The organism is Kitasatospora sp. NPDC101176 (assembly GCF_044768035.1).
Lineage (GTDB): Bacteria > Actinomycetota > Actinomycetes > Streptomycetales > Streptomycetaceae > Kitasatospora.
In genome coordinates, this window is sequence record NZ_JBIWPA010000003.1 from 352,741 (window position 1) to 377,795 (window position 25,055).

General features: G+C 74.2%; 29 protein-coding genes, 1 tRNA gene and 1 pseudogene. 11 read left to right on the top strand and 20 right to left on the bottom strand.

Translation table 11 applies throughout. The annotated features are described in order from the left end of the window. Positions 1–102: 102 nt before the first annotated feature. On the bottom strand, positions 103–2,244 hold the full coding sequence (fusA, locus tag ACIRS1_RS06905; RefSeq protein WP_402837470.1) for an elongation factor G: 2,142 nt from the start codon (positions 2,242–2,244) through the stop codon (positions 103–105). A 583-nt stretch (positions 2,245–2,827) separates the two neighbouring features. Between fusA and ACIRS1_RS06910 the strand changes: the two genes are divergently transcribed. Together ACIRS1_RS06910 and ACIRS1_RS06915 are read left to right on the top strand one after the other, a co-directional pair. Further along, the gene (locus ACIRS1_RS06910; RefSeq protein WP_360206885.1) at positions 2,828–3,313 is read left to right on the top strand and encodes an NADAR family protein; all 486 of its coding nucleotides are present in this window, start codon (positions 2,828–2,830) and stop codon (positions 3,311–3,313) included. Between the two features lie 89 nt (positions 3,314–3,402). After that, positions 3,403–4,185 (top strand): HAD hydrolase family protein, encoded by a 783-nt coding sequence (locus tag ACIRS1_RS06915; RefSeq protein ID WP_402837472.1) that lies wholly within the window; start codon positions 3,403–3,405, stop codon positions 4,183–4,185. Positions 4,186–4,290: 105 nt separating this feature from the next. On the opposite strand, the gene ACIRS1_RS06920 is transcribed toward ACIRS1_RS06915, so the two are convergent. The 3 genes from ACIRS1_RS06920 to ACIRS1_RS06930 form a co-directional block, all read right to left on the bottom strand. Next, on the bottom strand, positions 4,291–4,863 hold the full coding sequence (locus tag ACIRS1_RS06920; RefSeq protein ID WP_402837474.1) for a dihydrofolate reductase family protein: 573 nt from the start codon (positions 4,861–4,863) through the stop codon (positions 4,291–4,293). 125 nt (positions 4,864–4,988) lie between these two features. Beyond that, positions 4,989–5,729 (bottom strand): SRPBCC domain-containing protein, encoded by a 741-nt coding sequence (locus tag ACIRS1_RS06925; protein ID WP_402837476.1) that lies wholly within the window; start codon positions 5,727–5,729, stop codon positions 4,989–4,991. After that, positions 5,726–6,382 (bottom strand): ArsR/SmtB family transcription factor, encoded by a 657-nt coding sequence (locus ACIRS1_RS06930; RefSeq protein WP_402837478.1) that lies wholly within the window; start codon positions 6,380–6,382, stop codon positions 5,726–5,728. The genes ACIRS1_RS06925 and ACIRS1_RS06930 overlap by 4 nt, the downstream gene beginning before the upstream one ends. 200 nt (positions 6,383–6,582) lie before the next feature. Between ACIRS1_RS06930 and ACIRS1_RS06935 the strand changes: the two genes are divergently transcribed. From ACIRS1_RS06935 to ACIRS1_RS06945, 3 genes are all read left to right on the top strand, one after another. Then, positions 6,583–7,140 carry a DUF6328 family protein gene (locus ACIRS1_RS06935; RefSeq protein WP_402837480.1) on the top strand — a complete coding sequence of 186 codons (558 nt, stop codon included), beginning with the start codon at positions 6,583–6,585 and terminating at the stop codon, positions 7,138–7,140. Between the two features lie 226 nt (positions 7,141–7,366). Then, positions 7,367–7,978 (top strand): AAA family ATPase, encoded by a 612-nt coding sequence (locus ACIRS1_RS06940; protein WP_402837482.1) that lies wholly within the window; start codon positions 7,367–7,369, stop codon positions 7,976–7,978. Positions 7,979–8,031: 53 nt separating this feature from the next. Continuing rightward, the gene (locus ACIRS1_RS06945) at positions 8,032–8,274 is read left to right on the top strand and encodes a hypothetical protein (RefSeq protein WP_402837484.1); all 243 of its coding nucleotides are present in this window, start codon (positions 8,032–8,034) and stop codon (positions 8,272–8,274) included. Between the two features lie 23 nt (positions 8,275–8,297). Here ACIRS1_RS06945 and ACIRS1_RS06950 read toward each other — a convergent pair whose 3' ends face one another. After that, entirely contained in the window at positions 8,298–9,434 is a 1,137-nt protein-coding gene (locus ACIRS1_RS06950) for an FAD-dependent oxidoreductase (RefSeq protein ID WP_402837486.1), read from the bottom strand. Between the two features lie 96 nt (positions 9,435–9,530). Between ACIRS1_RS06950 and ACIRS1_RS06955 the strand changes: the two genes are divergently transcribed. After that, complete coding sequence (locus ACIRS1_RS06955) at positions 9,531–10,256, top strand: TetR/AcrR family transcriptional regulator (RefSeq protein WP_402837488.1); 726 nt, start codon at positions 9,531–9,533, stop codon at positions 10,254–10,256. 62 nt (positions 10,257–10,318) lie between these two features. Here ACIRS1_RS06955 and ACIRS1_RS06960 read toward each other — a convergent pair whose 3' ends face one another. From ACIRS1_RS06960 to ACIRS1_RS06980, 5 genes are all read right to left on the bottom strand, one after another. Then, the gene (locus ACIRS1_RS06960; RefSeq protein WP_360206854.1) at positions 10,319–11,281 is read right to left on the bottom strand and encodes a phosphatidylinositol-specific phospholipase C; all 963 of its coding nucleotides are present in this window, start codon (positions 11,279–11,281) and stop codon (positions 10,319–10,321) included. A 171-nt stretch (positions 11,282–11,452) separates the two neighbouring features. Then, positions 11,453–12,700, bottom strand: a complete 1,248-nt coding sequence (locus ACIRS1_RS06965) for a hypothetical protein (RefSeq protein ID WP_402837490.1) — start codon at positions 12,698–12,700, stop codon at positions 11,453–11,455. A 118-nt stretch (positions 12,701–12,818) separates the two neighbouring features. Next, positions 12,819–13,352, bottom strand: coding sequence for a SigE family RNA polymerase sigma factor (locus ACIRS1_RS06970; protein ID WP_402837492.1), 534 nt, complete (start codon positions 13,350–13,352; stop codon positions 12,819–12,821). Positions 13,353–13,587: 235 nt separating this feature from the next. Next, the gene (locus ACIRS1_RS06975) at positions 13,588–13,815 is read right to left on the bottom strand and encodes a hypothetical protein (protein ID WP_360206845.1); all 228 of its coding nucleotides are present in this window, start codon (positions 13,813–13,815) and stop codon (positions 13,588–13,590) included. A gap of 20 nt (positions 13,816–13,835) precedes the next feature. After that, positions 13,836–14,033, bottom strand: coding sequence for a hypothetical protein (locus ACIRS1_RS06980; protein ID WP_402837494.1), 198 nt, complete (start codon positions 14,031–14,033; stop codon positions 13,836–13,838). Positions 14,034–14,152: 119 nt separating this feature from the next. Between ACIRS1_RS06980 and ACIRS1_RS06985 the strand changes: the two genes are divergently transcribed. The 3 genes from ACIRS1_RS06985 (at position 14,153) to ACIRS1_RS06995 (ending at position 16,124) form a co-directional block, all read left to right on the top strand. Further along, positions 14,153–14,992, top strand: coding sequence for a Scr1 family TA system antitoxin-like transcriptional regulator (locus ACIRS1_RS06985; protein WP_402837496.1), 840 nt, complete (start codon positions 14,153–14,155; stop codon positions 14,990–14,992). Next, positions 14,977–15,180 (top strand): DUF397 domain-containing protein, encoded by a 204-nt coding sequence (locus ACIRS1_RS06990; protein WP_402837498.1) that lies wholly within the window; start codon positions 14,977–14,979, stop codon positions 15,178–15,180. The genes ACIRS1_RS06985 and ACIRS1_RS06990 overlap by 16 nt, the downstream gene beginning before the upstream one ends. A gap of 227 nt (positions 15,181–15,407) precedes the next feature. Then, on the top strand, positions 15,408–16,124 hold the full coding sequence (locus ACIRS1_RS06995) for a hypothetical protein (protein WP_402837758.1): 717 nt from the start codon (positions 15,408–15,410) through the stop codon (positions 16,122–16,124). A 107-nt stretch (positions 16,125–16,231) separates the two neighbouring features. On the opposite strand, the pseudogene ACIRS1_RS07000 reads toward ACIRS1_RS06995, so the two are convergent. The 4 genes and pseudogenes from ACIRS1_RS07000 to ACIRS1_RS07015 form a co-directional block, all read right to left on the bottom strand. Beyond that, positions 16,232–16,339 (bottom strand): annotated as a pseudogene (locus tag ACIRS1_RS07000) (YrhB domain-containing protein); the annotation flags it as partial. A gap of 156 nt (positions 16,340–16,495) precedes the next feature. Further along, entirely contained in the window at positions 16,496–17,179 is a 684-nt protein-coding gene (locus ACIRS1_RS07005; protein ID WP_402837500.1) for a C39 family peptidase, read from the bottom strand. A 146-nt stretch (positions 17,180–17,325) separates the two neighbouring features. Further along, positions 17,326–18,030, bottom strand: a complete 705-nt coding sequence (locus tag ACIRS1_RS07010) for an SMI1/KNR4 family protein (RefSeq protein WP_402837502.1) — start codon at positions 18,028–18,030, stop codon at positions 17,326–17,328. Positions 18,031–18,117: 87 nt separating this feature from the next. Beyond that, positions 18,118–18,528: a PPOX class F420-dependent oxidoreductase gene (locus tag ACIRS1_RS07015; protein ID WP_402837504.1), complete on the bottom strand. Its 411-nt coding sequence runs from the start codon at positions 18,526–18,528 to the stop codon at positions 18,118–18,120. Positions 18,529–18,716: 188 nt separating this feature from the next. On the opposite strand from ACIRS1_RS07015, the gene ACIRS1_RS07020 reads away from it, so the two are divergent. Then, on the top strand, positions 18,717–18,926 hold the full coding sequence (locus ACIRS1_RS07020; RefSeq protein WP_402837506.1) for a DUF4287 domain-containing protein: 210 nt from the start codon (positions 18,717–18,719) through the stop codon (positions 18,924–18,926). A gap of 291 nt (positions 18,927–19,217) precedes the next feature. On the opposite strand, the gene ACIRS1_RS07025 is transcribed toward ACIRS1_RS07020, so the two are convergent. From ACIRS1_RS07025 to ACIRS1_RS07035, 3 genes are all read right to left on the bottom strand, one after another. Continuing rightward, positions 19,218–19,556 carry a hypothetical protein gene (locus tag ACIRS1_RS07025; RefSeq protein ID WP_402837508.1) on the bottom strand — a complete coding sequence of 113 codons (339 nt, stop codon included), beginning with the start codon at positions 19,554–19,556 and terminating at the stop codon, positions 19,218–19,220. A 133-nt stretch (positions 19,557–19,689) separates the two neighbouring features. Continuing rightward, the gene (locus tag ACIRS1_RS07030; RefSeq protein ID WP_402837510.1) at positions 19,690–20,043 is read right to left on the bottom strand and encodes a VOC family protein; all 354 of its coding nucleotides are present in this window, start codon (positions 20,041–20,043) and stop codon (positions 19,690–19,692) included. A 90-nt stretch (positions 20,044–20,133) separates the two neighbouring features. Beyond that, positions 20,134–20,460: an ArsR/SmtB family transcription factor gene (locus ACIRS1_RS07035; RefSeq protein WP_387903645.1), complete on the bottom strand. Its 327-nt coding sequence runs from the start codon at positions 20,458–20,460 to the stop codon at positions 20,134–20,136. Between the two features lie 145 nt (positions 20,461–20,605). Between ACIRS1_RS07035 and ACIRS1_RS07040 the strand changes: the two genes are divergently transcribed. After that, the gene (locus ACIRS1_RS07040; RefSeq protein WP_402837512.1) at positions 20,606–21,787 is read left to right on the top strand and encodes an MFS transporter; all 1,182 of its coding nucleotides are present in this window, start codon (positions 20,606–20,608) and stop codon (positions 21,785–21,787) included. 99 nt (positions 21,788–21,886) lie between these two features. On the opposite strand, the gene pgm is transcribed toward ACIRS1_RS07040, so the two are convergent. The 3 genes from pgm to ACIRS1_RS07055 form a co-directional block, all read right to left on the bottom strand. Continuing rightward, a complete protein-coding gene (gene pgm / locus ACIRS1_RS07045; protein ID WP_402837514.1) occupies positions 21,887–23,527 on the bottom strand; it encodes a phosphoglucomutase (alpha-D-glucose-1,6-bisphosphate-dependent) in 1,641 nt (546 codons plus the stop codon). 254 nt (positions 23,528–23,781) lie between these two features. Continuing rightward, a complete protein-coding gene (locus tag ACIRS1_RS07050; RefSeq protein WP_360206804.1) occupies positions 23,782–24,081 on the bottom strand; it encodes a YciI family protein in 300 nt (99 codons plus the stop codon). Between the two features lie 105 nt (positions 24,082–24,186). Further along, positions 24,187–24,266, bottom strand: a tRNA-Tyr gene (locus ACIRS1_RS07055). Between the last annotated feature and the right edge of the window lie 789 nt (positions 24,267–25,055).

Sequence of the window (25,055 nt, forward strand, 5' to 3'; positions counted from 1 at the left end):
CGGACGGCGGGCGGCGGGCGACGGGCGGCGGGGCGGCGGGCGGTGCGGTGGCGGTGCCGGGGGCCCGCCCCCGCGGGTGGGCGGGGGCGGGCCGTTCGCGGCTCAGGCGGTGGGCGCCGGGGCCGGGGTGTAGCCGGCGGGGCGGGTGGTGAAGGTGGCCCGGCCCTGGGTGCGGCTGCGCAGGCGGGTCGCGTAGCCGAAGAGTTCGGCGAGCGGGACGAGCGCGGTGACGGTGGCCGCGCCGGTGCCGGTGCCGGCGTGGCTGCCGGTGCCGGCGGCGGTGGCCTGGACGTGGCCGCGGCGGGCGGCGAGGTCGCCGAGGACGGTGCCGAGCGCGTCCTCGGGGAGGGTGACGTCCACCTGGGCGAGGGGTTCGAGCAGCTGGAGGCGGCCGGTGCGCAGGGCTTCGCGCAGGGCGAGGCGGCCGGCGGTGCGGAAGGCGAGCTCGGAGGAGTCCTTGGGGTGGGTGGCCCCGTCGGTGAGGGTGACGGCGACGCCGGTGACGGGGTGGCCGCCGAGCGGGCCCTCGGTGAGGGCGTCACGGCAGCCGGCCTCGACGGCGTGCACGTACTCGCGCGGGACGCGGCCGCCGGTGACGGTGGAGGTGAACACCAGGTCTCCTTCGGTGGTGTCGTCGGGCAGGGGGTGGACGTCGAGGACGAGGTGCGCGAACTGGCCGGCGCCGCCGTCCTGTTTGGCGTGCCGGTAGACGAAGCCCGTCACCCCCTCGACGAGGCGTTCGCGCAGGGCGACCTGCGGGCGGCCGACGACGGCGTCGACGCCGCTGTCGCGGCGGACCTTCTCCACGGCGACCTCCAGGTGCAGTTCGCCCAGGCCGGACAGGGTGCGCTGGCCGGTCTCGGGGTCGGTGCGCAGGCGCAGCGAGGGGTCCTCCTCGGCGAGGCGGGCCAGGGCGGTGGCGAGTTTGTCGGTGTCGGTGGTGCGGCGGGCCTCGACGGCGACGGTGACGACGGGTTCGGCGCTGACGGGGGCTTCCAGGAGGATCGGGTGTGCGGGTGCGCACAGGGTGGCGCCGACGCGGGCGGCCTTGGGGCCGATCACGGCGACGATGTCGCCGGCCAGGGCGTGGTCGGTCTCGGTGGCGAGGTCGGCGGTGATGCGCAGGATGCGGGCGATGCGTTCGGTGCGTCCGGTGGCGGTGTCGAGCACGGTGTCTCCCTTGCGGAGGGTGCCCGCGTACAGGCGCAGGTAGGTGAGGCGCCCGGTGGGGGCGGCGTTCACCTTGAACGCCAGGGCGGTGAGGGGCTGTCGGGGGTCGGCGGTGCGCTGTTGGCCGCTGGTGTCGGCGGCGTGGACGGGTGGGGCGTCCAGGGGGGAGGGCAGGTAGGCGGTGACGGCGTCCAGGAGGGGTTCGATGCCGCGGTTGCGGTAGGCGGAGCCGCACAGCACCACGACGGCCTCGCCGGTGCGGGTGAGGTCGCGCAGGGCGGTGGTGAGGGTGTCGGGGGTCAGGGTGGCGTGGGTGCAGTACTCCTCGAGAGCGGTGGGGTGCAGTTCGGCGACCGTCTCCTCCAGGGTGCGGCGGCGCCGGGCGGCGCGGTCGGCGAGGTCGGCGGGGACGGGGCCGGTGGTGAGGGCGCCCTCGTCGTTCCAGGTGTGGGCGCGCAGGTGGACGAGGTCGACGACGCCGGTGAAGGAGTCCTCGGTGCCGATGGGCAGTTGGACGGCCAGTGGGGTCGGGTGCAGGCGTTCGCGGATGGAGGCGAGGGCGGTGTCGAGGTCGGCGCCGGCGCGGTCGAGCTTGTTGACGAAGCCGATCCTGGGCACGCCGTGGCGTTCGGCCTGGCGCCAGACCGACTCGCTCTGCGGTTCGACGCCGGCGACCGCGTCGAAGACGGCGATCGCGCCGTCCAGGACGCGCAGGGAGCGTTCGACCTCGTCGGCGAAGTCGACGTGGCCGGGGGTGTCGATGAGGTTGATCCGGTGGCCGGCCCAGGCGCAGGTGACGGCGGCGGAGAAGATGGTGATGCCGCGGTCGCGTTCCTGCGGGTCGCAGTCGGTGACGGTGGTGCCCTCGTGGACCTCGCCGCGCTTGTGAGTGAGGCCGGCGAGGTAGAGGATCCGTTCGGTGACGGTGGTCTTGCCGGCGTCGACGTGGGCGAGGATGCCGAGGTTGCGGACGGCGGCGATGGCGGCGACGGTGCCGGCCGTGGTGGTCGTGGTGGTGCCGGCCGTGGCCGTCGTGGTGGTGGTGCCGGTCGTGGTGGTGAGGTCGGTGCGCATGGCCCGGTGCCTTTCGGAGGTGATCCGCGGGGTGGGTGGGCGCGCGATGGGGCCGACGGTCCGTCAGACGTGGTGCCGGGGTGGCCCCTTGGGCGGGGCGCCGGGATCCCGCGGCGGCCGCCGGGCGGCGGGCGGGTCGGGTCCTCCGGCTCGCGGGTGTGAGCTCGCGGGTGTCAGACGGTCGTGGGCGTGCCCCGGTGCCGGCCGCGCAGCGGGCACCGGAACAGCGGGGACACCAGGATCACCTCGTACCGCGACGCGGGAGAGGGGGCGGCGGCGTACGGCTTCGGCACGGCCGGTCCTCCCTCTCGGTTGCTCGTCTGCGGGTCACGGGGGCGCGCCGCGGCCCCGGGCTCTGTCCGGGGCGGGCTGCGGCTCGTCCGAGTGGCGAGTGTAGGGACGTCGGGGCCGCGCGGTCACCGGGTTTTCGGCGCCGGCCCGGGCGCCGGGGTACGGCCGGCGGTGCGGCGCCGGGCGGGGCGAAACCGCTTGCGCGTGCGGCCCGGTGCCTGGAACCCTGCGCACGCCCCACCACCGACCACGGCCGGCCGCCCTGTGCCGGCCGCCGACCCTCGAGGCCCGGGTGACGATCTTCTTCTACGGCGCGGACGACGTGCCCTACGGCTGCTTCTCCAACTTCTCCGCGCACGGCCTGGAACTCGACGGGCAGCTGTGGCCGACCTCGGAACACTACTTCCAGGCCCAGAAGTTCGCGGGCACCCGCCACGCCGAGCTCGTGCGCCGGGCCCGCACCGCGCTGCGCGCCGCCGAGCTGGGCCGGGACCCGTCCAGGCCGCTGCGCCGGGACTGGGAGCGGGTCAAGGACGACGTGATGCGCCGCGCCGTGGAGGCCAAGTTCCGCACCCACGACGACATCCGGGCCGTCCTGCTGTCCACCGGCGACGAGGAGATCGTCGAGGACACCGGCACCGACCACTACTGGGGGCGCGGTCGCACCGGAACGGGGAGGAACGTGCTCGGCCGGATCCTGATGCGCACCCGCACCCGGCTGCGCGCGGAGTTCCCGGCCGCCGACGGCCCGTCCGACCGGTCCCGCCGCCGCCCGTGAGCGCCCCCGCACCCCCGCTCCCCCGCGCGGCACCCCACCCGGGGGCGGCCGGTCGATCGTGTACGGGGACGGCTCGGTACCATCGCCCGGTGATCGACTCCAGCGCCCGCACCACGGTCTTCGACATCGACGGCACGCTCTGCTTCGACGGCCGGTCCATCGACGCCCGCATCCTCGCCGCGCTCGAGGCCTGCGAACGCGCCGGGCGCCGGCTGGTGTTCGCCTCCGCCCGCCCGGTGCGCGACCTACTGCCCGTCCTCGGCGGGGCCTTCCCCTCGGCGCTGCTGATCGGCGGCAACGGCAGCCTCGTCTCGGCCGACGGCCGGGTCCGGGCGCGGGCCGCGTTCGGCCGCGCCGAGCTGGCCGCGCTGCTCGCCGAGGCCGAGCGCCACCGGGCGGGCTACCTCGCCGACGGCCCCTGGGACTACGCCTACACCGGGCCGGCCGACCACCCGATCCGCGCCCGCGTCGACCAGGGCGGCCTGGCGCGCCGGGTCGAACTCGCCGAACTGCCCGAGGTGGTGAAGTTCCTCGTCGTCGACGCCACCGACCTCGCGGCCCTCGCCGAGGCCGGACGCGCGCTCGGCATGACCGTCAACCACCACCTCGACGAGGCCATCGTCGACTTCGCGCCCGGCACCACCACCAAGTGGGAGGCGCTGGCCTCGCTGGGCATCGACGAGTACGACGCCTTCGGCAACGACGTCAACGACCTCGACCTGCTGCGCAACGCCCGCCACTCGGTGCGCGTCGGCTCCCACCCGGGCCTGGACGGCGTCGCCCGCGTCACCGTCGCCGCCGACCCGCAGGCCGTCGCCGCCGAGATCACCCGCCTCGCCGCGGCCACCCCGGCGCAGGCCACCCCGGCGTAGCCGGCCCAGGCACAGGCCCGCCCCGGAGGCGTCCCCGGTGGGTGAGCGTGCTTCGACTCCCACCCGGTGACGGTGCTGCCGGCGGATCGGCGCGCGGCGGTGCGCTCAGCGGACCACGTCGAAGACCTGCTTCTGCAGGCCGTTGGAGTAGGCGGCGTGCTCGACCAGGCGCAGCTTCCGGGCGTCCTTGTCCGTGGTGCTGAACAGGCGCTTGCCGGCGCCGAGCAGCAGCGGGAAGACGAGCAGGTGGTAGCGGTCGACCAGGCCGGCATCGGACAGCGCGTGGTTGAGGTCGGCGCTGCCGTGGACGATGATCGGGCCGCCCTCGCCCTCCTTCAGGGCCGCGACCTCCTCGACCGAGCGCAGGATCGTGGTCTCGCCCCAGTTCGGGACCAGGTCGTCCTCGGTGAGGGTGGTGGAGACGACGTACTTCGGCAGCGTCCGGTAGCGGGCGAACTCCGCCATGTCCGGCCACACCGGGCTGAAGGCCTGGTAGCTGACCCGGCCCAGCAGCATCGCGGCGGCCTCCTCCTGTTCCCGTCCCTTGATCTCGAAGGCCTCGGGGACGAACTCGACGTCCTTGAAGGTCCATCCGGCGTTGCGGTAGCCGGACTCGCCACCTGGGGCCTCGACGACGCCGTCGAGGGAGATGAAGGCGGTGCTGATCAGAGTGCGCATCGGAGTTCCTTGACGTCTCGGTACGGGGTGGTGGGGGGTGGGTTCCGGCGCCCCGGGTTCGGCACCAGGGTTTCGGCGCGCGGGTTTCGGCGCGCGGGTTTCGGCGCGCGGGTTTCGGCGCGCGGTCAGCCGAGCAGGTCGTTCAGCCAGCGCTGCCAGGCGGCCTCGGCGGCCCGGCCGGTGTCCGGCGCGAACAGGTGGTGGAACATCAGCACCACGCCGGGGCCGTGGTGGAAGGTGTAGAGGCCGTCGGCGGTGCGGACCCCGAAGCGTTCGTCGTCCGCCCAGACCACCTCGCCGTCCAGTGCCGGCAGGCCGGCGGGTTCGGCGTGCACCCGGGCGCCGACGGCCGCCGGGTGCGGCAGCGACAGGGCCGCGGCGAGCGCCGCCCGCACCTGTTCCACCGGCCGCCCGGGGGTGGGCGCCACGGCGAAGACGGGCAGCGCGGTGCGCCCGGGGAAGTGCGCCAGGTACTCGTGCAGCGTGTGCAGGTGGAAGGGCCAGCCGCGGCGCAGCGCGTCGTACTCGTCCTGCCAGTCGTCGCCGAGCATGCCGCTGTGGACGACGCGCAGCACGGTGGCGGCGCCCTCGCGGCCCTCGACGAGGTACTCGAAGGCCATGAAGCGGCCGTCGTCGCCGGTGGCGGTGCGGGTGGCCAGGCGCTTGCCGGGCTCGTAGGCGGTGATCAGCGCCTCCGCGCGGTGGCCGCCGGTCTCCATGACGGCGGTGCCGCCCTCGCGCGGGTCGATCTCGTTGCGTCCCATGAACCAGGAGTTGACGCCGGGCCCGGTGGCGATGGCCTCCCAGACCTGTTCCGGGCTCGCCGGCAGGGTGGTCTCCAGCTCGATCTCGAACGGGTGGGTCATCGCTGGTCCTCCTGCTGCGCGGCGTCCCCGTCCTGCGGGGTGCCCGGCCGGGTGTCCGACGGGCTGTCGGGCTGGGCCGCGGGGATCTGGTGGAGCCCGACGACGACCCGGTGGGTGCGGCCCTGCGGGGCGGATTCGTCGTGGTAGCGGCTGACGAGGGCGGCCACGGCCTGGGCGAGTCCGTCGGCGAAGGCGGCCCGGTCGGCGGCGGAGGCGAAGCGCACCTCGGCGTCGATGCCGAAGGTGGCGACCCGCCGCCGGGCCCGGGAGGCGCCGCCCAGCAGGGCGCCGACCTCCTGCACCAGCCGCGAGCCCAGGGCCAGCAGCCAGTGCGCGGAGAGCTGGTCGGGCGAGCGGGCCGGGTCGGGGCTGACGGCGGCCAGGACGCTGGGCGAGATCACGTAGGAGGCGGCGGTGGCGCGGTACACCCGTTCGGTGACGTTGCCCTTGCGCCGCTCCTCGACCAGCTCGACCAGGGCGTGGCGTTCCAGTTCCTTCAGGTGGTAGTTGACCTTCTGCCGGGGCAGTCCCAGGCGCCCGGCCAGCATGGCGGCCGAGCCGGGCTCGGCCAGGGCCGCGAGGATCCGGGACCGTATCGGGTCCAGGGAGGCCTCGGCGGCGGCGGGTTCTTCGATCACGGCGACGTCCAGCACCCCTCCAGGGTCCCGCCGACAAAAAAATTTGTCAAGACAAACCTGCTTGTCGGTGAGTCGCGGGGGCGCCGGCAGGCCGGACCCGGGGGCACCGCCGGGCTGGCGGGGCCGCCGGCAGGCCGGGGCCGTCCGCGGGCCGGGCGTCGTGCCCACCCCGGTACCGGGCCGACGGCGCCGGCCCCGGCGCCACAATGTGACGCATGACCAGCACCCCGCCGCCGTCCCAGCCCGACCCCGCCCCGCGGCCCGAGCCGCAGGCCTCCCCCGGGGCGCAGGCCTCCCCCGGGGCGCAGCCCGGGCAGGAGAGCCCGGCCGCGCGGGCCGACCGGCGGCTGGTGGAGCTGCTGCAGGAGCTGCGGGTGCTGCAGACCGGTGTGCAGATCGTGTTCGCGTTCATGCTGGGGGTCGCCTTCACCCCGCGCTTCGTCGAGCTCTCCGGCGCCCAGCAGGACATCTACGTCACCACCCTGCTGCTGGCGGTCATCGCATCCGCCGTGCTGGCCACCCCGGTGGCGCTGCACCGCGGGCTGTTCCACCACCCGGGCAAGGCGCGGATCGTGCGGGTCTCGGCCCACATCGCCCAGCTGGGCCTGCTGCTGCTCGCGTGTGCGCTCACCGGCGCAGTGCTGCTGGTCCTGGACGTGGTGCTGGGGACGGCGGTGGCCGTGGCCATGGCCTGCGTGGTCGCGCTGATCTTCGCCGGGCTCTGGTTCGTCCTGCCCTGGGCGGTGGCCCGCCCGCTGCCCGACGGCGACTGACCGTCCGCCGCGGGTTCGCGCGCCCGTGGGCCGTCACCCGCGCCGCGGTGGCGGCCCGGGGGCCCGGGTGGGCGCGGGTGACGGACGGGACCGGGCCTGGTCCGGCTGTCGGGCGCCGGGGGCCGGGCTCGGGGAGCCCCGACCGGCCTCCCCTCCACCCTCCTGGAGCCCCGGGGCACCCGAAAACGCTTACCGCCCGGTGCGGGCGGGCCGGTAGCGTGCCCGTGTGCGAACTACCACGAGGGCCTGGGACGTGTTGCTGATCGGCGGGGCCTCCGGCGTCGGCAAGAGCCGCGCGGCCGCCCGGATCGCCGGGGAACTCGGCGCGTTCGTGGTCGAGTTCGACGACGTCGTCGCCGCCCTGCACGCCGCCACCAGCGCCGAGCAGCACCCGGGCCTGCACCTCTTCGACGCCTGGCCGGACCCGGAGGCGGCGCTGGGCGCCGAGGAGGTGCTGCGGCTGCAGATCGCCACCGCCCGCGCCCTGGAGGAGGCCGTGCTCGGCGTGGTGCGCAACCGTCTGAGCGTGGACGTGCCGGCCGTCGTCGAGGGCGACTACCTCACCCCGGCCGCCGCGGCCCGGGCCTGCGCCGAGGCCGCCGGAGCGGGCCGCCGGGTGCGGGCGGTGTTCCTCCACGAGGGCGACCCGGCGGCGATCGGCGCCAACTACGCCCGGCGCGAGCCCGGCCCGGGCCCGCAGGAGCGCAGGGCGGCCGTCGGCGCCCGCTACTCGCACTGGCTCGCCGCCCGGGCCCGCGACCACCACCTGCCCGTCCTGGACTGCCGCCCCTACCCCACCCTCCCCGCGCGCCTGCACCGCGCCGTGGGCGGATCCTGACGTCCCGTGCCCCGGTCGCGGCGTCCGTCGTCCCCTGTGGCACGATCCGGGGCATGTACCTGGCTGTGGACGGAGAGACCCCGGTCCCGCGGTTCGTGATGGTCGACGACATCGGGAAGGCGGAGGGCTACTTCTGCGCGCTGAGCAGCCCGCTGTTCCTCGCGCCGGGCGACCGGATCCTGTTCGACGGCATGAGGAGCGTCCTGACGGTGACCCGGGCGACCGGCGAGGTCCTCTCCCCCGCCGGCACGTGGGGAGTGCGCTGCGGCTCCGCCCACCTGGGGCCGCGGGCCTGACGTCCGCGCGAGCGGGACCGGCCTCAGGCGAGCTTCGCGTCGGGGGCGAAGGCGGGCAGCCTCTCCAGGCTGGTGCGCACGGCCTCGGCGCCATACGCGAACATCTGCCGCTCGTAGTCGGCGACCGCGTCGAGCAGGTCCCGGCGGCCTTCGGCGGCCTCGGTCAGGCGGCGGCGCAGCAGGTCGGCGTCGCGCAGGGCGGTGTTGGCGCCGTTGCCGCCGGTCGGGGAGGTGGCGTGGACGGCGTCGCCGAGCAGGGTGACGGGGCCGGGCGCCCAGCGTTCACCGGGTTCGACCACCCGGATGGACAGCAGTGTGGTGTTGTCGGGGTCGGCCTGGCGGATGAGCGCGCGAAGCTGCGGGTGCCAGCCCTCCGTCCTGGAGAGCACGGCGTGCTGCGCGGTCGGGTCTTCCGACGGGGTGTTCGGCGTGGTGTCCGGCGGCAGGATCATGGCCCAGCGCACGTAGTCGCCGATGTCGGGCAGGGTGACGTCGGGGGCCAGCTGCTCGGCGGCCCGCTTCGGCGGGGTGCGGAAGCGCATCGCGCCGAGCAGCAGGCTGACGCCGTTGCCCGTGATCTTCGAGCCGTAGGCCTTGGACAGGGCGGTGAACTCGTCGGTCAGCGGGGTGCGGCCGATGACGAAGCGCACGCCGGTGTCGGTGGGGGCGGTCTGCGGGGACAGCACCCCGCGGACGGCGGAGGTGATGCCGTCCGCGCCGACGAGCAGGTCGGCGGTGGCCGGGTCGCGGTGGGCGAAGCGGGCGCGGACCCGGCCGTCGGCCGCCAGGTCGTAGCCAGTGAGCGCGGCGTCGGTGTGCACGGTGAGGCCGGTCAGCAGCAGGTGGCGCAGCACCTGACGGTCGACCACGATGCCGGTGCGGCCGGCGCCGAGCCTGCCGATCTCGTTCAGCTGCGGGTCCAGGACCAGTTGTTCGGCGGAGGCGGGCATGACGATCTCGTCCAGCAGCGCGTGCCAGCGCGTCGGCAGGCAGTGGCGCAGCGCCTGGAAGCCGGTCGGGTCCAGGACGAGGCGGTAGCCCTGGAAGCGTGCGGCGATGCCGGGATCGCGTTCGAAGACCTCGGTCTCGATCCCGGCTCCGCGCAGGCCCTGCGCGAGGGTCAGGCCTCCCAGGCCGGCTCCGACGACGGAAACTCGCATCACATGCCTCCCGGGACATCGTGACGAACTTAGTTCGTTCGGACGATCTAAGTTCTAATTGACGAACTTAGATCGCGTCAAGCTACAGTGGTCGGCATGTCCGACGATCCCCGCCGACGCCGCGCGGCCCGCCACGCCCAACCCGCGGCGCAGGCCCCCGGGGCGCCGGCGCGCAAGAGGCCGATCACCGTCGAGCGGATCACCGACGCCGCGCTGGAGGTCGTCGCCGCCGAGGGGTACGACGCGCTGACCATCCGCCGGGTCGCCGCCGTGCTCGGCACCGGCCCGTCCTCGCTGTACACGCACATCGTCGACAAGGACGACCTCGACGACCTGCTGATCGGCCGGCTCTACGGCGGGGTCGCGGTCCCCGCACCGGACCCGGACGCCTGGCGCGGGCAGCTGGTCGGGGTGTACACGCAGATCCGCGACCTGTACCTGGAGTTCCCCGGGGTCTCGCGCGCGGCGCTGGCCGTGGTGCCGACCAACCTGGCGACGCTGCGGGTCGGCGAGGGGATCCTGGCGATCCTGCTGGCGGGCGGCCTCGACCCGAGGACGGCCGGCTGGGCCCGCGACGCGCTGTCCCTCTACGTCGGCGCCTACGCCCTGGAGCAGTCGATGGTGCGGCAACGGCGCCGGCACGAGGACCAGGAATGGGTGCTCGGCCCCGAGGAGCTGCTGGAGCGCTTCGGCGCGCTGCCCGCCGAACAGTTCCCGCACACCCGGCGCCATGCCGCCGAGCTGGTCTCCGGCACCGGGCACGACCGCTTCGCGTTCGCCCTCGGCCTGCTCCTGGACGGCCTGCGGCCCGCAGCCGACTGACGCGGGGAAGGACCGGAGCCCCCTCCCCCGCCGGAGGGGGCTCCGTTCGGGATCGGCGCGTGCTAGACGAAGTTCTTGTCGATCAGCATGTGCAGCACGTTGACGTGGAAGTCCGGGAAGTCCATCGGGACGATGCCGAACCGGGCCCGCTGCTCGGTGCGGGCCTTCAGGTACGGGTAGACGGTCTGGTCCATGAGGGTCTGTGCGTTGCTCTTGGGCCAGTTGCCGTTGGCGAAGCTGATGAAGTTGACGAACATCTGCGAGGAGCCCGGGTTCAGGAAGGCCTTGTCGAACTGGGCGACGATGTACTTCCCCTTCTTGACCAGCGGGAAGGTCTCGTCGATCTGCCAGACGTCCTGGGTGTCGAAGTAACTGTTCTGGCTGCTGGACCAGTTGATCAGGCCCCAGTCGTTGGCGAAGTCGGCGAGCAGCACGACCTTCCCACGGGCGGCGTCGATCGTGGGCCAGCCGTAGAAGTGGAACAGGCTGCGGAAGCCCAGTTCGTTGAAGTAGTAGTTGACCCGCCGGCGGAACTCGACCTCGTCGAGCGCCTGGCCGCCGGCGTTCTCGTTCTTCAGCCGCATCACGACGGTCTCGGAGGGGTGCGCCTGCAGGAAGGAACGGCACTGGTTGAGCACGTCCTGGAGCCGGATGTACTGGTAGGCGTTGGAGTGGTAGATCCCGAGCTCGTTGGGCGCGCCCTGCAGGCCGTTGCAGCGGATGTCGAGGAAGCGGATACCCTCCTGCAACTGCTGGGTGATGCCCCAGTTCTGGGTGTGCGACCACTCGGTGCCGTAGTTGGGGTTCTCGCAGCAGGAGTCGTGGGTGCCCGGGATCGTGAGGCTGCGCAGGGGCACGCCGTCCTTGATGTAGCGCATCCAGCTGTCGGTCGGCATCCCGCGCGGGGTGGTCCGGGCGCCGGCCCAGGCGGTGGAGGGCAGGGCGAGGCCGCCGAGGCCGGCGACGGCCGCCGCACCGCCGACTCCCGCGCTCCACCTGAGAAGGTCACGACGTGCTATGCCCATGGTGTGGCTCCTTCGGCCTTCCGTTCGGCGGCGCGTTGCGCGCCCCTCTCCTGCGAACGTGCCCACCGCGCGGGCGGGTTCACCCCCCGACCGGGGCCCGGTTCACCGTCGCCGGCGCACGGTCGGCCCACCGGCGCGCGGCCGGGCCCGGGTGGGCCCGGCGCGGCGCCCTCAGTGCCGCCAGCCGGGGGCGGTGGCGATGGCCTTGAGCTGATTGGTCGTCAGGGCCGGTGTGCCGGGTGCCATCTGGGTCTCGTCGGCGCCGTTCCACTGCGACACCCGCACCCGCGTCCCGTCGGCCTGCCGCACCTCCACGCTCCACAGCACCGTCGGCCCGCCGCCCGACTTGGTCGCACCGCTCTCGCGCACCAGCACGCTCGACCCGTCGGCGGCGTGCGACAGCGCCCCCGGCTCGGCGTCCGCCTCGAAGCCCGCGCGCCCGCCGCCGTCCGTGTCCGGGCCCGGCGTCACGGAGACGGACAGCATGCTGGTGCGCCCCTCCAGGGTGACCGAGACGTGCGCCCGGCCCTGGGTGTGCTGCGCGGCGCCGCTGTCGGTGCGCGTGCCGGCCGGCAGCGCGCCCGTGACGGTGGCGAGGATGCGTTCCGGGTCGGGGCCCTGGGGCTGCGGCGTCGAGCCCTGGGCGGCGCCGGCCGGGCTCGCGCCGTGGCCGGGCTGGGCGAAGAGCGGGTCCCAGGCGCTGCTGGTGGCGGCCGCGACGAGCTGGTCGGCGCTCAGCGGCGGCTCCTCACGGCTCAGCGGCGGACCGAAGCTGGTCGAGTTGACCTCCCAGATCTGCACCTGCCGGCCGTCCGCACTGGTGTAGGTGGCCTGCCACTTGCGGACCTTCATCGGTTCGACGGGCTTCAGCTTGGCGACCACCACGATCGAGCCGTCCGGGCGTACCGTCCGCTCGCACGCCTCGGTCGGCGCCTCGACGGGGTCGGGGCACTCGGTGCCCCACGTCGAGGCGCGGATCGGCAGGGTGGCCCGGTTCACGGACAGGGTCACCATCCCGGCGCCGTGACCGTCGTCGTAGACCAGGTGCGCCGTCGGCGCCAGCCCCGCCACCGGCCCGTCGTTGCTTCCGCTGCCGCCCGCGGCGGTGACCTGGCCGGGCGGCAGCACCGCGGTGAGGGTGTCCGCCATGAACGCGGCGGTGATCCGCTCGGGCCAGCCGCCGGCCGGCGCGGCGGGGGCGGTGTCGGTCGGCGCCGCCCAGGGCCGCAGCGCCACCGCGGCCACGGCGGCCAGCGCCACCACGCCCGCGGTTCCGGCCAGCGCCGCCTTCCGGCGCCGGGCCCGGCGCCAGCGCCGCTCGGCGCCGTCGGCCAGCAGCGCGCCGGGCGGGTCAGGAGCCAGGTCGGCCGCGTCCCGGAGGATCCGGGCGAGCTGTTCGTCGTGCGCGTCAAGGGACATGCCGGTACTCCGCTTCCTCGTCGGTGGTGGGTGCCCGGGCGGACGGTCCGGGCCCGGGGGTCCGCTCGTCAGGAGCGGGCGGGTGCTCAGGAGCGGGCGCTCGGGAGCAGGTGGGTGCTCAGGAGCGGGCGAGGTCGTCCAGCTCGGCGCCCAGGACGGCGCGCAGCCTGGTCAGGGCCCGGGCGCTGCGCGAGCGCGCGGCGCTGACGCTGATGCGCAGCGCCGCGGCGGTCTCCTCGACGCTGCGGTCCTCCCAGAAGCGCAGGACCAGGACCGCCCGGTCGTGGGCGGGCAGTTCGCCCAGCGCGCGCAGCAGGGTGACCCGCAGGGCGGGGTCGGGGTCGCTGACGGCGGCCTCGGCGAAGGTGTCGGTCACGTGCTCGGCGCTGCTGCGCCGGCGGCGGTGGGAGAGGAAGGCGTTCACCAGGACGGTCTGGGCGTACCCGGCGGGGTTGTCCAGGCGCGCTATGCGGCGCCATTTGCCGTACAGCTTGCCGAGGGCCTCCTGGGCGAGGTCCTCGGCGAGGTGTGCGTCGCCGCCGGTGAGCAGGAAGGCGGTCCTGACCAGGTGGCGCCCCCGTGCCGCGGCGAACTCCCGGAAGTCGAGCGGTTCGCCGCCCGGCTCCGGGCTCTTCGTGGTTGTGCGGTGCATGTCTGTCTAACGCGGTGGGGGCCCGATCACGTCGCAGGTGACCTTCTCGCCGGGCCGCCCGTGTGCCGTTTCGTCCTCGCGCGTCCCCGTCCTCGTCCTCGTCCTCGACGGCGGCACCGTCACCACCGACCGCATCACCGCCCTGCCCCGCCACCGTAGTGCCCTCCCGCTCGTCCGGCACGGTCAGCAGCGGGGATCGCGTATCAGGGGGGCCTTGCTCAGGGCGAGGAGATCGTCAGTCGTCATACGTCAGGCGCTCGTAGCGCAGCCCTTTGCGCAGCAGGTCGACGATCCGCAGCACCTCGGGCGCGCGGGCGGATCCGAGGCCGATCAGGTAGCAGCCGGTGCGGTGCCCGTACTCCCAGTCCACCTCGACGGAGGGCAGCGTCACCCCGCCCAGGGCGAGCACGGTGGTCAGGTCGTCCAGGGCGTCGGCGGCCTGGCGGCGCTGGTCGGCGGTCACGCGGTTCAGGGCGGATCCCATCACGCCCCCAGGGGGCGCGGCGGCTCGAACTGCCGCCACGCGCTGAACGCCGCGTCGAAGGACGTGAACCCGCTGAGCTCCCCGGAGGGTTGGCGCAGCCACTCCCCCACCCGCTCGTTGCGCACCCGGTAGCACCGCCCCTGCGGGTCCCACCGGACCCCGTAGCCGTGGAGCTTGGGCGCTTGGTCATGAGCCATGAGGACGGAACCCTCCGCGATCGTTCTTTCACGTTCCGTGCCCATGGTGGCCCTGGGTCGCCTAGCATCGGAAGTGAAATGCGACTTGCCGGTGGGCCGGTCGCGAGTTGGGGGTTGCCATGAACAAGAAGACCATCGACCCGACGTCATCCCCGTGGGCTGCCTTCGGAGTCCAACTCCGCAGGTCACGAGAGGCCGCTGGGCTCACCCAGCTCCAGCTGTCGAAGAAGGTGGACTGCACCGCCTCCCACCTCTCCTACGTCGAACTTGCGCAGCGGCCGCCGAGCCTGAAGCTGGCGGAACTCGCCGACCAGGAGCTGAAGACCGGCGGCACGCTGGTCCTGATGTATTGGCAGCTCAAGCACACGGCGTTGCATGAAGGATTCCCGGAGTACGTCAACTACGAGACGCGTGCAGAGCAGATCCGTGTTTTCGAAATCAACGTCGTTCCTGGACTCCTACAGACTCGCGCCTACGCGACCGCAGTCGAGGTCGGATACGCCCGACAAGGCAACGCGACGCTGGAGAAGGCCAAGGAGCGTGTCGAGTTCCGGTTGGCTCGGCAGCAGGTCCTGGACAGGGATCCGCCGCCGGTTCTGCATGCGGTACTCGACGAGAGCTGCCTCAGGCGGCTGATCGGTGGGCGAGACGTCATGGTCGAGCAGCTGCTCCACCTTGAACGACTGGCCGACTACTCGAACATCGTCATTCAGGTGGCACCCCACGAGTTGGGAGAGCGACTGCCGTTCACCCGCATGATCCATCTCCTTACCATGCCCAGCCGCAAAGTTCTCGCGTATGGCGAGACCGAGCAACGTGGCTACATCGACCGTGACCTTCAGTCGGTTGAGGCGGTGACCAAGGGCTACGATCGGCTCGGGGTCGAGTCCATGAACCAGGCCGACTCATTGGCCATGATCCGTATGGTCCGGAGGGATCTCGAATGGACGTCGAACTGACCAACGCCCACTGGCGCAAGAGCTCGCACAGCAGCAGCGGCGGTGCATGCGTCGAAGTAGCCGACGGCTTCACCGGCGTCATGCCCGTTCGCGACTCCAAGGACCCCGAGGGCCCCGCCCTCCTCTTCCGTTCCTCCGCCTGGCAGGCCTTCGTCACCGCCGTCCGCACCGGCGAGTTCGACGCGTAGCCCGAGCAACTCCCGACCCTCGACGTGGGAAGTCGGCCCCGCCGACTTCCCACTCCTGGACGACCGGTTCCACGGGGCTCACTGGACGTCGGGCGGTCAGCGCACACCCGGCTGGCCGCCCGTGCGGCTCGACGGCGTACCCTTGCGGCATACACATTCTCGACGACCCCACCGTGTCGCCCCGGCTCCGCACCTTCCTTGAGCCACGTGCGCGGCGGCGTACACCGATGTCTCCCGACCGGATCAGGCAGGAGGCGACGACCGTCGACGACGCCGGCTTCGAGCATCCCGCGGAGCCCTCGATCGTGGACGCGATGGTCCGGTTCGAGGAACGCTACGGCGGCCTGATCTACTCAGCGCGGGGCGGCAACCCCGACGAGTACGGTCTGGACGGGGTTCCGTCCGCCCACCGGACGTCCCACGGCTGGGCCTTCCCGGGCATCCTCGACGGCCCCGGGACCGTCCGGGTGGACGTCCTCGCGGACGGCCGCACCGCGATACCGGTGCCGGGGTCGGCGCACAGGGTGCTCAACAGCAGCGTCGAGCAGCGGCTGGAGGCCGACGCCCTGTTGGCGGGCGTGTACCGGTGGCCGCACCTCGTCCTGCGGACCACCACCAGCCTCGGAGTGGCCCCGCGCGTCGCCGAGGAACACCTGCCACCTCGCGTACCCGAGGCGACCGGCCCCGCCGACACATGGTGGTTCGACGGCAGGTGGGCCTTCCACCTGGAGCTCTACAGCTGGTGGACGCCGCGGACACTCCGCGACACCTGGATCGTGCGCTGCTTCGCACGGGACGGCGCGGGTCTCGACCGAGCCGAATCCGCCCTGCGGGCCGCAGTCCCCGCACTCACCACCGCCCCCTTCGACTGGTGCTCACTCTGCGGCCGGGCCCTGGACGCGGGCCGCTCCTGCTCCCCCGTCCTTCCGTCGGCAGAACGGTAGGAGCTCCACCGGCAACACCATGAAGCACAAGGCGGGGAGCGGGAAGTCGGCGAGGCCGACTTCCCGTGCGGGCAGGGTGACGCAAACAGCGGGGCCGAACGCCGCTGCTGGGCGAGGTAGGGGCCGCTGCCGGCCAGGCTGTCGCGCGGATCGCGGGTGCGCGCGTACTGCGCCGAGTTCCAGAGGACGAGCCAGCCGACCGTGTGCTCCTCCACCTCTCAGACGACCGGCTCGGAGAGCGGCCCCGCCCATGTCGGCCGCTCGTCGGCCAACGGCGACTCGACGAGCTCGACGGCGCGTTCCTCGGAGATCACGCCCTCGTCATTCACCACAGGTCAACCGGGTTTCCGGCCCGGAGTCCGGACCGTGCGTCAGTCGACGACGACGGCCATCCGGCCGTAGGTGGCGTAGCCGTTCTCGAAGTCCCGCTCGGAGACGATCGTGCGGCCGCGGGCGGGGTCGTTGATCGACACCGTCCCGTCGCCGAACCCGGTGACGACGACGGCGTGTTCGGCCGGTCCGGCGTACAGGACCTTGACGCCGTCGTAGGCGGTGTAGGTGGTCGACCTGAGGTGGCGCCACAGGTAGTCGACCCAGACGATGGCGGGGTGCCCGGCCGCCAGGGCGTCCTTGAGCGTCTGGACCGCGATGCCCGAACCGGACTGGTTCACGGTGAGCCCGTAGGCGCGGGCGGCGTTCGCCACCGGCGGGGCGTACACGCCGAAGCCGGTCCCCTCGGCCTCGGAGCCGTCCGGGTCGCCGACGAAGGCCACGTTCGGGTCGCCGGAGCGCGGGCCGGAGTGCCCGAACTCGGGGTGGTCGAAGTCGACGCCGATCTTGTCCAGGACGTCCTGGTCGTCGGTCTGCACGCCGCGTGCGGCCAGGACCATGCGCAGGGCCGTCGCCTCGCAGTCGTTGGCGAGCTGCTGGGCGTAGATGGGCACCGAGGTGGCCGCGACGGAGCCGGTGGCCTCCGCCGTCCCGGTGCCGGCCGTCAGGACCGCGCCGACGAGGGCGGCAGTACCGGCCGCGCGTACGCTCGCAATGATCTTCACGGGCCCGACGCTACAAAGCCCGGATGCGCGGCGCAGCCGCTACGACTCGAACGGGTGACGGGCGGCCGGGCCGGGGGCGCGGCCGACGCGACACGGGAAGTCGGCCCTGTCGACTTCCCACTCCCGAGGGGCCCTGGGCAGCGTGATCACCCGTCGAGCCGGTCTCCGGGCACCGCGGCGCGCAGCCGTTCCAGAGCCGCCTGCGTTCGGGCTCGGGCGTTCAGGCCGTGGCCGTCGAGTGCGCGGATCAGGACGTCGTCGTCGGCGAACCAGCGCGCGCCGCGTCCCACGGCCGGGAGTTCCCGCAACCGCTGCGTCAGGCCGGTCTCCTCGGCGTCGGCCTCCAGGAAGTCGGTGAAGCCGCCGTCGAACAGCACCGTCTCGGCCATCACCATGGCGATGCAGGCCACGGTCAGGCTCGGCTCCCAGGGCTCCCACCGCTCGCGCGTCGTGTCGGCGAGGTCCGTGCGGATCACGGTGCCGGGGTCGCCCCCGGCCCGGCTCGCGTCCAGGTCCGCGAGCAGGACGCCCCAGGAGGCGGCGCCCTGGTTCTCCACCCGGTACACCAGGGCGCCGTCGAGGACGTGCAGCTCGTCGGGGCGCAGCGGTGTGTCGTGGTCGGCGGTGAGGTCGCCGCGCCGGCCCAGGAGCAGGTACGTCTCGCGCAGGGCGGCCGGCAGGGCCGGGCCCGGGCGGTGCTCGCAGGCCGCGGGCTGCTCGGCGCTCCGGCCGTCTCCGGGCCGCAGGGGCTGGTGCCAGGAGGCCGCGAAGTCGGCGATGGACCGGCGGGTTCGGGCGCGGTCGGTCAGCGCTGCGGGCAGGCTGGTGTGGATGTCGAAGGCTCCGGTCATGCCCCGCACCTGCGCAGCGGTGCGGACGGCGCCGGTGCGGGGAGCGGGGGCCCTGAAGGGGCGCTCCTCGTGCGGTCCTCGCGCGGGTCAGTCGACGGTGCGGGTGGTGCTGCCGCGGGTCTGAAGGTTCCAGGTGATGACCCGTCGGGGGTGGATGCGCAGGATGTCGTGGCTGAAGTGGTCGGGTGCCACGGGGGGCACGTCGACGGTGAGGGTCTCGGCGTGGCCCCGGATCTCGACGCCGCGGCCCCAGCCGGGCGCGACCGGGTCGTCGGCGGGGGCGAGGTCGTCCACCAGGACGGAGACTTCGGGGCGGGCCTGGGCGTTGCGGTACTTGCGGCTGCGGGCCATCGCGGGCCCGCCGATGTCGATGGTGCCGTCGGCGTTGAGGCGGAAGCCCACCGGGCGGACCTGGGGGCTGCCGTCGGGGCCGGTGGTGGCCAGGCGGGCCAGCGGTTGGGCGGTGAGGTAGGCGCGTTCTGTCTCGGTGAAGATCACGCACCCGACCGTAGGAGCTCAAGCGCTCTTGAGGTCAAGGCCGCCGGGGCCGGCGGCACGGACTCCGGCCGGGTGTGACTCAGGCCACACCGTGGGGGCGATGAGTTCCGGTCGGCGTCCCGGTCCTATCTGTGGGACGCCGCCACCGCGGAGATCTTCTCGCTCGACACCGATGGGACCATCTGATCATGACCGACACCGTGAAGGGCCCCGCCAGCTACTTCCCCTCGATCGAGAAGAAGTACGGCCGGCCGATCGCCTACTGGCAGGACCTCGTCCGCACCTCCCCGCTGAGCAAGCACATGGAGCTCGTCGCCTGGCTCAAGTCCGAGCACGGCCTCGGCCACGGCCACGCCAACGCCCTGGTCGCCCACACCCTGGCCCAGAAGCAGGCCTGACGCCTGACGCCCCCTCACCCCGGCGACTCCCCCGGGCCCGGGGCCGCTGCCCGGTCCGGCAGGATCACCACTCGCTCGATGCCCAGCCGCCCGCCGACACCTGCGGCACGGGAAGTCGGCCCCGCCGACTTCCCGCTCCCCCGCCGCCCTGGAGCCGTCCGTCATCGGCCTTCCAGGGGATCAGTGCACGGCCGGCCGGCTGCCGGGGCGCACTCCCCGGCCAGGAGGAGGCCGGGGAGGGACGTGCTCGGCGCGGGCCCGGACCCCGCCGGCGCCGCGGTCACGCCGGGATCACTGCACCGGGCCGGGAGTGCCTTGCGTCAGTGCGGTGCGGCAACGGGCCACCTGCTCGGCGACCAGGTCCATGAACCAGCGCATGACCTCGTACGGGATGACGTGCTCGTCATGGCCGTGCACGTGGACCGTCGGCTCCAGGTCGGGATCCTCGTCGGGTATGACGGCCACCAGGAAGGCGGCCCCGGGCAGGTGGGTCTCGGCGCCGGGGATCCCGGCCCACGAGGCCGGCGCGGGCACGGCCTCGCTCAGTTCCACGCACCAGGCGTCGTCCGGCAGGGCGTAGTGGAACCGGACGGCGTAGTGACGGCCTGCGTGCTCTCGAAGCTCCGACATGCCCGCAGGCTGCCACAGTTACGGAAGCGGCCCCCGGGGGCGGGAGCCCGCCCGCGATGGCGATCGGCGTCGCAGGGCGATCGCCGCTGCGGCGCGGCCCGGCGTGCGCGCCTCGATGCGGCTGCGGGGGTGGTCAGGCGGGTTGCCAGAGTTCGATGCGGTTGCCCTCGGGGTCGGTGACCCAGGCGAAGCGGCCGATGCCGTCCATGTCCTGGATGCCGTCGGCGACGTCGGCGCCCTTGGCGCGCAGTTGGGCGAGCATGGCGTCGAGGTCGCGGACGCGGAAGTTGAGCATGGTCTGCTGGGTGCGGGAGCCGAAGTAGTCGGTGCCGGTGTCGAAGGTGGCCAGCACGGTGGGGCCCGCTTCCTGGTGCCACAGGCCGTGTTCGTCGGTGTCCAGGCCCAGGCAGTCGCGGTACCAGGCGTTGAGGGCGGAGGGGTCTGCGGCGCGCAGGAAGTAGCCGCCGATGCCCAGCACGTGTTCCATGGCGCCATCCTGCCAGGGCGGCGGCCGGCCGGGGCCGAGGCGGCGTCGGACGGCGCTCAGGCCGGCGGCGCGCTCAGGCGGGTGGGGCGCTCAGGCGGGTGGGGTGGCGGCGAGGAGGGCGTCGAGGAGGCCGGGGAAGCGGGCGTCGAGGTCGGTGCGGCGCAGGCTGACGAAGCGGTTGCGCCCGGCGACGCGGGTGGTGGTGACGCCGGCCTCGCGCAGGACGCGCATGTGGTGGGAGACGGTCGACTTGTGGAGGTGTTCGAGGCCGAGGTCGCGGGGGGCGCAGGAGTGTTCGGCGCCGTCGGCGTAGCTGAGCAGCAGGGTCATGCGGACGGGGTCGCCGAGGGCGTGCAGGACCGTGACGAGGTCGATGTCGGCGGTGTCGGGCTGGGGCAGCCGCTCGTCGTCGGGCATGGCGGTGGTCCTCACGGGGCGGTGGCGGGCGGTGGCCGGCGGGTGGCGATGGTTTGACAATCATCCACCCGTCCCTGATTGTTTGACGAGAATCAAACTGTTGCATGGTGATCAAACAATTGCGATCGATCCGGGGGGTCCTTCCGTGCCCGTACGCCTGCTCCTGCTCGCCCTCGGCACCTTCGCCGTCGGCACCGACTCGATGGTGGTGGCCGGCATCCTCGCCCCGGTGGCCGCCGACCTCGGCGTGTCGGTGCCCGCCGCCGGCCAGCTGGTCACCGTCTTCGCCCTCGGCTACGCGCTGCTCGCCCCGGTCCTGGCCACGCTCACCGCCCGCTGGCCGCGCCGGCGCCTGCTGCTGACCGGACTCACCGTGTTCGGCGCGGCCAACGCCCTCAGCGCGCTCGCCCCCACCTACGACCTGCTCCTGGCCACCCGGGTGCTGGCCGCGACCGGTGCCGCGCTGTACACGCCCACCGCCAACGCCGTGGCCACCGCCCTGGTCGCCCCCGAACGGCGCGGACGGGCGCTGGCGACCGTCCTGGGCGGGATGACGGTGGCCACCGCGCTGGGCGTGCCGCTGGGCACCTGGGTGGGGCGCACCGACTGGCGGCTGACGATGTGGCTGGTCACCGCCCTGGGCGCGGCCGCGCTGGCCGGGATCGCGCTGCTGCTGCGCGACCTGCCCGCACCGAGCGCCGCGGTGGGGCTGCGCGCGCGCCTGGCGCCGCTCGGCCGGCCCCGGGTGCTCGGGGCCGCGGCCACCACCCTGGTGTTCTTCCTGGCCTTCCAGTGCGTCTACATCTACCTGTCCACCGCCGTGGCGGGCGCCACCGGCGGCGACGCGGGGCGGCTGAGCCTGGTGCTGCTGACCGCGGGTGTGATGTCGGTGGCGGGCAGCTGGCTGGGCGGGCGCCTGGTGGACCGGGTCGGGGTGCGCCGCGTGCTGCTGGCCGGCTCGGCGGCGGCCGCGGCGACGTTCGCGGCCCTGCCGTGGCTGGGGCGCAGCATGCCGGGGGCGCTGGTGTACGCGGTGGTGGTGCCGTTGGCGGGGTGGGCGGTGTCGGTGGCGCTGCCGCACCGGTTGGCGTCGATCGATCCGGGCAGTGCGCCGCTGCTGATCTCGTTGAACAGCAGTGCGCTGTACCTGGGGACGGCGGCCGGGGGTGTGGCGGGCAGTTGGGCGATCGCGGTGCTGGGCGGGCGGTGGTTCCCGTTGGCGGCGGCGGGGCTGGCGCTGGTGGCGGCGGGGGTCGCGGCGGCGACCACGCGGGACGCGGCGGCGGGGGCGCCGGCAGCGGCGGAGGCGGGCGCGGCCGCGGCGTAGCGGCCGGGGCCGGGGGCCGGCGTACGGGCCCGGGTGCGCCGGTGCCCCGGGCCGGGGGTCCGGTCCGGGGCACGGGCGGTAAGCGGTGCGCGGGGCGGGTCAGGCGCCGAGGACCTCGCCGACCAGGGTGCGGGCCTCGTCCTGGACGCGGGCGAGGTGGTCGTCGCCGAGGAAGGACTCGGCGTAGATCTTGTAGACGTCCTCGGTGCCGGAGGGGCGGGCCGCGAACCAGGCGTTGTCGGTGCAGACCTTGATGCCGCCGATGGGCGCGCCGTTGCCGGGGGCGTCGGCCAGGACGGCGGTGATCGCCTCGCCGGCGAGTTCGCCGGCGCTGACGCGCTCCGGGGACAGCCGGGCCAGGCGGGCCTTCTGCTCGCGGTCGGCGGGCGCGTCGACGCGGGCGTAGGAGGGGGCGCCGTGGCGGGCGGTCAGCTCGCGGTAGTAGGCGCTGGGGGTGGCGCCGGTGACGGCGGTGATCTCGGAGGCGAGCAGGGCCAGCAGGATGCCGTCCTTGTCGGTGGTCCACACGCCGCCGTCGCGGCGCAGGAAGGAGGCGCCGGCCGACTCCTCGCCGCCGAAGGCGATGGAGCCCTCCAGGAGGCCGTCGACGAACCACTTGAAGCCGACCGGCACCTCCAGCAGGTCGCGCTTGAGGTCGGTGGCGACGCGGTCGAGCATCGAGGAGGAGACCAGGGTCTTGCCGACGGCCGCGTCGGCGGGCCAGTCCTGGCGGTGGCGGTAGAGGTAGTCGACGGCGACCGCGAGGTAGTGGTTGGGGTTCATCAGGCCGCCGTCGGGGGTGACGATGCCGTGGCGGTCGGCGTCGGCGTCGTTGCCGGTGGCGATGGCGTACTCGGCGCGGCGCCCGATGAGGGAGGCCATCGCGGCGGGCGAGGAGCAGTCCATGCGGATCTTGCCGTCCCAGTCCAGCGTCATGAACCGCCAGGTCGGGTCGGTGACCGGGTTGACGACGGTGAGGTCCAGGCGGTGGGTTTCGGCGATGCGCGCCCAGTAGTCCACCGAGGCGCCGCCGAGCGGGTCGGCGCCGATGCGCAGGCCCGCGGCGCGCACCGCGTCCAGGTCCAGCACGGCGGGCAGGTCCTCGACGTAGGTGCCCAGGAAGTCGTGGCGCCCGGTGGTCGCGGCGGCCAGCGCCCGCGCGTAGGGGACGCGCTTGACGCCGCGCAGGCCCTCGCGGATCAGCTCGTTGGCGCGGTCCTGGATCCAGCCGGTGGCCTCGGAGCCGGCCGGCCCGCCGCTGGGCGGGTTGTACTTGAAGCCGCCGTCGCGCGGCGGGTTGTGCGAGGGGGTCACCACGATGCCGTCGGCCAGCGCCTTGGGGCTGCGGCGGTTGTGGGCCAGGATCGCGTGCGAGACCGCGGGGGTGGGCGTGTAGCCGTCGGCGGCGTCCAGCAGGACGTGCACGCCGTTGGCGGCCAGCACCTCCACCGCGGTGGCCTTGGCCGGCTCGGACAGGGCGTGGGTGTCGGCGCCCAGGAACAGCGGCCCGGCGATGCCCTGTTGGGTGCGGTACTCGCAGATCGCCTGCGTGGTCGCGGCGATGTGGTCCTCGTTGAACGCGGCGTCCAGCGAGGAGCCGCGGTGCCCGGAGGTGCCGAACGCCACCCGCTGGGCGGCCTCCTGCGGGTCGGGGTGCAGCGCGTAGTACGCCGTCACCAGCCGCGCCACATCCACCAGGTCCTCCGGCTGCGCCGGCTGCCCGGCCCGTGCGTGTGCCATCCGTCTTCTCCCGCCAACTTCCCGGTCGCGTCCTTGCCCCGTGCTCACCGATCGTAGCCAGAACGCGACCGTGCCCCGTACCCGGCGGGCGGGACGGGGACACGAACGGGACGCGAACGGGACGCGGACGGCGCGTCGACGGGCATGCGGACGCAGCCCCGCAGGGCCCGTGCGGGGCCGTCCGTACCCGTGCGGGGCCGCGCGTGCCGGGCCGTGCGTGCCGGATGCAGCGGCCCGGTGGTGCGGCCCGGGTGTCAGGCCGGCAGCTGCTGGCGGAAGGCGTCCAGGGCGGGGGCGGTGGTGGTGGCGAGGAACTCGGTGACGGTGTACGCGACCAGGCCCTCGCGGGAGAACGGGTCGGTGCGGGTGAGTTCCTCGATCGCGGCGCGGTCCTCGCCCAGGGCGATGATCACCCCGCCCTCGCGCGGCACCTTGCGGCCCGAGGCGAGGAAGGTGCCCGCCTCGTAGTGCGCGTGCAGCCACTGCACGTGCTGCGGCAGGACGGCGTCGATGCGCTCCAGCGGGGCGGTGTACGTCAGCTCCAGTACGAACATGCGACCAGGCTAGCCAGCACCCCGCGCGTCCCGGGCACCAGGGGGGCGCGGACGCGGCGGCACGAGGAGGCGAACGCGCGGCGGCGCGAAGAGGTGAACGCGCGGTGGGCGAGGGCGGATTCGAACCGCCACAGCCGGAGCGGGGGCTTTACAGGCCCTTGGGCTCTCCAGTGCCCAGCTCGCCCGGGAGATCCCGACTCCCGTGCCCGGCAGGCACGCAGGACGCACCAGGGGGCGGGGAGGGGAAGGAGGACGGGGGTGCGCGACGCGGGGCGGGCGCGGCGGACGGCAGGCCGCGGACGGGCCGTCAGCGTGCGGCGCGGGCACGCGGGGAGCGGCGATAACGGCGGCCACGGGTGGTCGTGGTGGTCATGGCGGGCTCCTTCCTTCGCGGCGCGGGCGGCGCACGGTGTCGCCGGCCACCACGATGCCGCTTCACCGGCGGGAGCGGCAACGGGTTTTCCGCACCGGGGCTCCCGGCGGGCGGCGCAGCGGCCGCGGGAGGGGGCGAGGCGGCGCAGGGCGGTGCGGTGCGGGGGCGGCGGGAGGGTGCCGGGTCCCATCCTGGCAGGTCGCGGGGGGGTTCGGTAGGACGCAGCGCACGCGGATCGTGTCTTGTCGCCGGGGGCGCGCCGGCTGCAGACTCGTCGGCATCCACTCCTGCGGCCACGCGCCGGCCACCCCGTCCACGGGGGGCCGGTGTGCGTGCGTGTCGTGCTGCGCCCGGGCGGCAGGCGGTGGGCGGTGGGCGGACGAAGGGGGTGTCTGACAATTCGCGTCGGATCAGCGGGCGGTGTCGGGGTGCGTGCATCGCAAGGCGGAGGAGGGAGTCCATGCGGAGCATCGGCGACTGACGACAACGCGGCGAGGTGCGTGCCCCGGCACCGCCCGCCCGGCGGGAATTGTCAGACACCCCCTACGGGGGTTGTGCGGGTGTCGGTGCACGGGGATCTGGTGCTGAGGGCGCGGATGCG

Excerpts from the sequence above, each read along its gene's own strand:
- ACIRS1_RS07030 (WP_402837510.1), bottom strand. The coding sequence starts at position 20,043 with ATGGAACACGTGCTGGGCATCGGCGGCTACTTCCTGCGCGCCGCAGAC.
- ACIRS1_RS06960 (WP_360206854.1), bottom strand. The coding sequence starts at position 11,281 with ATGGGCATAGCACGTCGTGACCTTCTCAGGTGGAGCGCGGGAGTCGGC.
- ACIRS1_RS06950 (WP_402837486.1), bottom strand. The coding sequence starts at position 9,434 with ATGCGAGTTTCCGTCGTCGGAGCCGGCCTGGGAGGCCTGACCCTCGCG.
- fusA (WP_402837470.1), bottom strand. The coding sequence starts at position 2,244 with ATGCGCACCGACCTCACCACCACGACCGGCACCACCACCACGACGGCC.
- ACIRS1_RS07035 (WP_387903645.1), bottom strand. The coding sequence starts at position 20,460 with ATGCCCGACGACGAGCGGCTGCCCCAGCCCGACACCGCCGACATCGAC.
- ACIRS1_RS06965 (WP_402837490.1), bottom strand. The coding sequence starts at position 12,700 with ATGTCCCTTGACGCGCACGACGAACAGCTCGCCCGGATCCTCCGGGAC.
- ACIRS1_RS06970 (WP_402837492.1), bottom strand. The coding sequence starts at position 13,352 with ATGCACCGCACAACCACGAAGAGCCCGGAGCCGGGCGGCGAACCGCTC.
- ACIRS1_RS06995 (WP_402837758.1), top strand. The coding sequence starts at position 15,408 with ATGTCTCCCGACCGGATCAGGCAGGAGGCGACGACCGTCGACGACGCC.
- ACIRS1_RS07010 (WP_402837502.1), bottom strand. The coding sequence starts at position 18,030 with ATGACCGGAGCCTTCGACATCCACACCAGCCTGCCCGCAGCGCTGACC.
- ACIRS1_RS06945 (WP_402837484.1), top strand. The coding sequence starts at position 8,032 with ATGTACCTGGCTGTGGACGGAGAGACCCCGGTCCCGCGGTTCGTGATG.
- ACIRS1_RS06920 (WP_402837474.1), bottom strand. The coding sequence starts at position 4,863 with ATGCGCACTCTGATCAGCACCGCCTTCATCTCCCTCGACGGCGTCGTC.
- pgm (WP_402837514.1), bottom strand. The coding sequence starts at position 23,527 with ATGGCACACGCACGGGCCGGGCAGCCGGCGCAGCCGGAGGACCTGGTG.
- ACIRS1_RS06925 (WP_402837476.1), bottom strand. The coding sequence starts at position 5,729 with ATGACCCACCCGTTCGAGATCGAGCTGGAGACCACCCTGCCGGCGAGC.
- ACIRS1_RS06935 (WP_402837480.1), top strand. The coding sequence starts at position 6,583 with ATGACCAGCACCCCGCCGCCGTCCCAGCCCGACCCCGCCCCGCGGCCC.
- ACIRS1_RS06980 (WP_402837494.1), bottom strand. The coding sequence starts at position 14,033 with ATGGCTCATGACCAAGCGCCCAAGCTCCACGGCTACGGGGTCCGGTGG.
- ACIRS1_RS07020 (WP_402837506.1), top strand. The coding sequence starts at position 18,717 with ATGACCGACACCGTGAAGGGCCCCGCCAGCTACTTCCCCTCGATCGAG.
- ACIRS1_RS07025 (WP_402837508.1), bottom strand. The coding sequence starts at position 19,556 with ATGTCGGAGCTTCGAGAGCACGCAGGCCGTCACTACGCCGTCCGGTTC.
- ACIRS1_RS06985 (WP_402837496.1), top strand. The coding sequence starts at position 14,153 with ATGAACAAGAAGACCATCGACCCGACGTCATCCCCGTGGGCTGCCTTC.
- ACIRS1_RS06955 (WP_402837488.1), top strand. The coding sequence starts at position 9,531 with ATGTCCGACGATCCCCGCCGACGCCGCGCGGCCCGCCACGCCCAACCC.
- ACIRS1_RS07050 (WP_360206804.1), bottom strand. The coding sequence starts at position 24,081 with ATGTTCGTACTGGAGCTGACGTACACCGCCCCGCTGGAGCGCATCGAC.
- ACIRS1_RS06990 (WP_402837498.1), top strand. The coding sequence starts at position 14,977 with ATGGACGTCGAACTGACCAACGCCCACTGGCGCAAGAGCTCGCACAGC.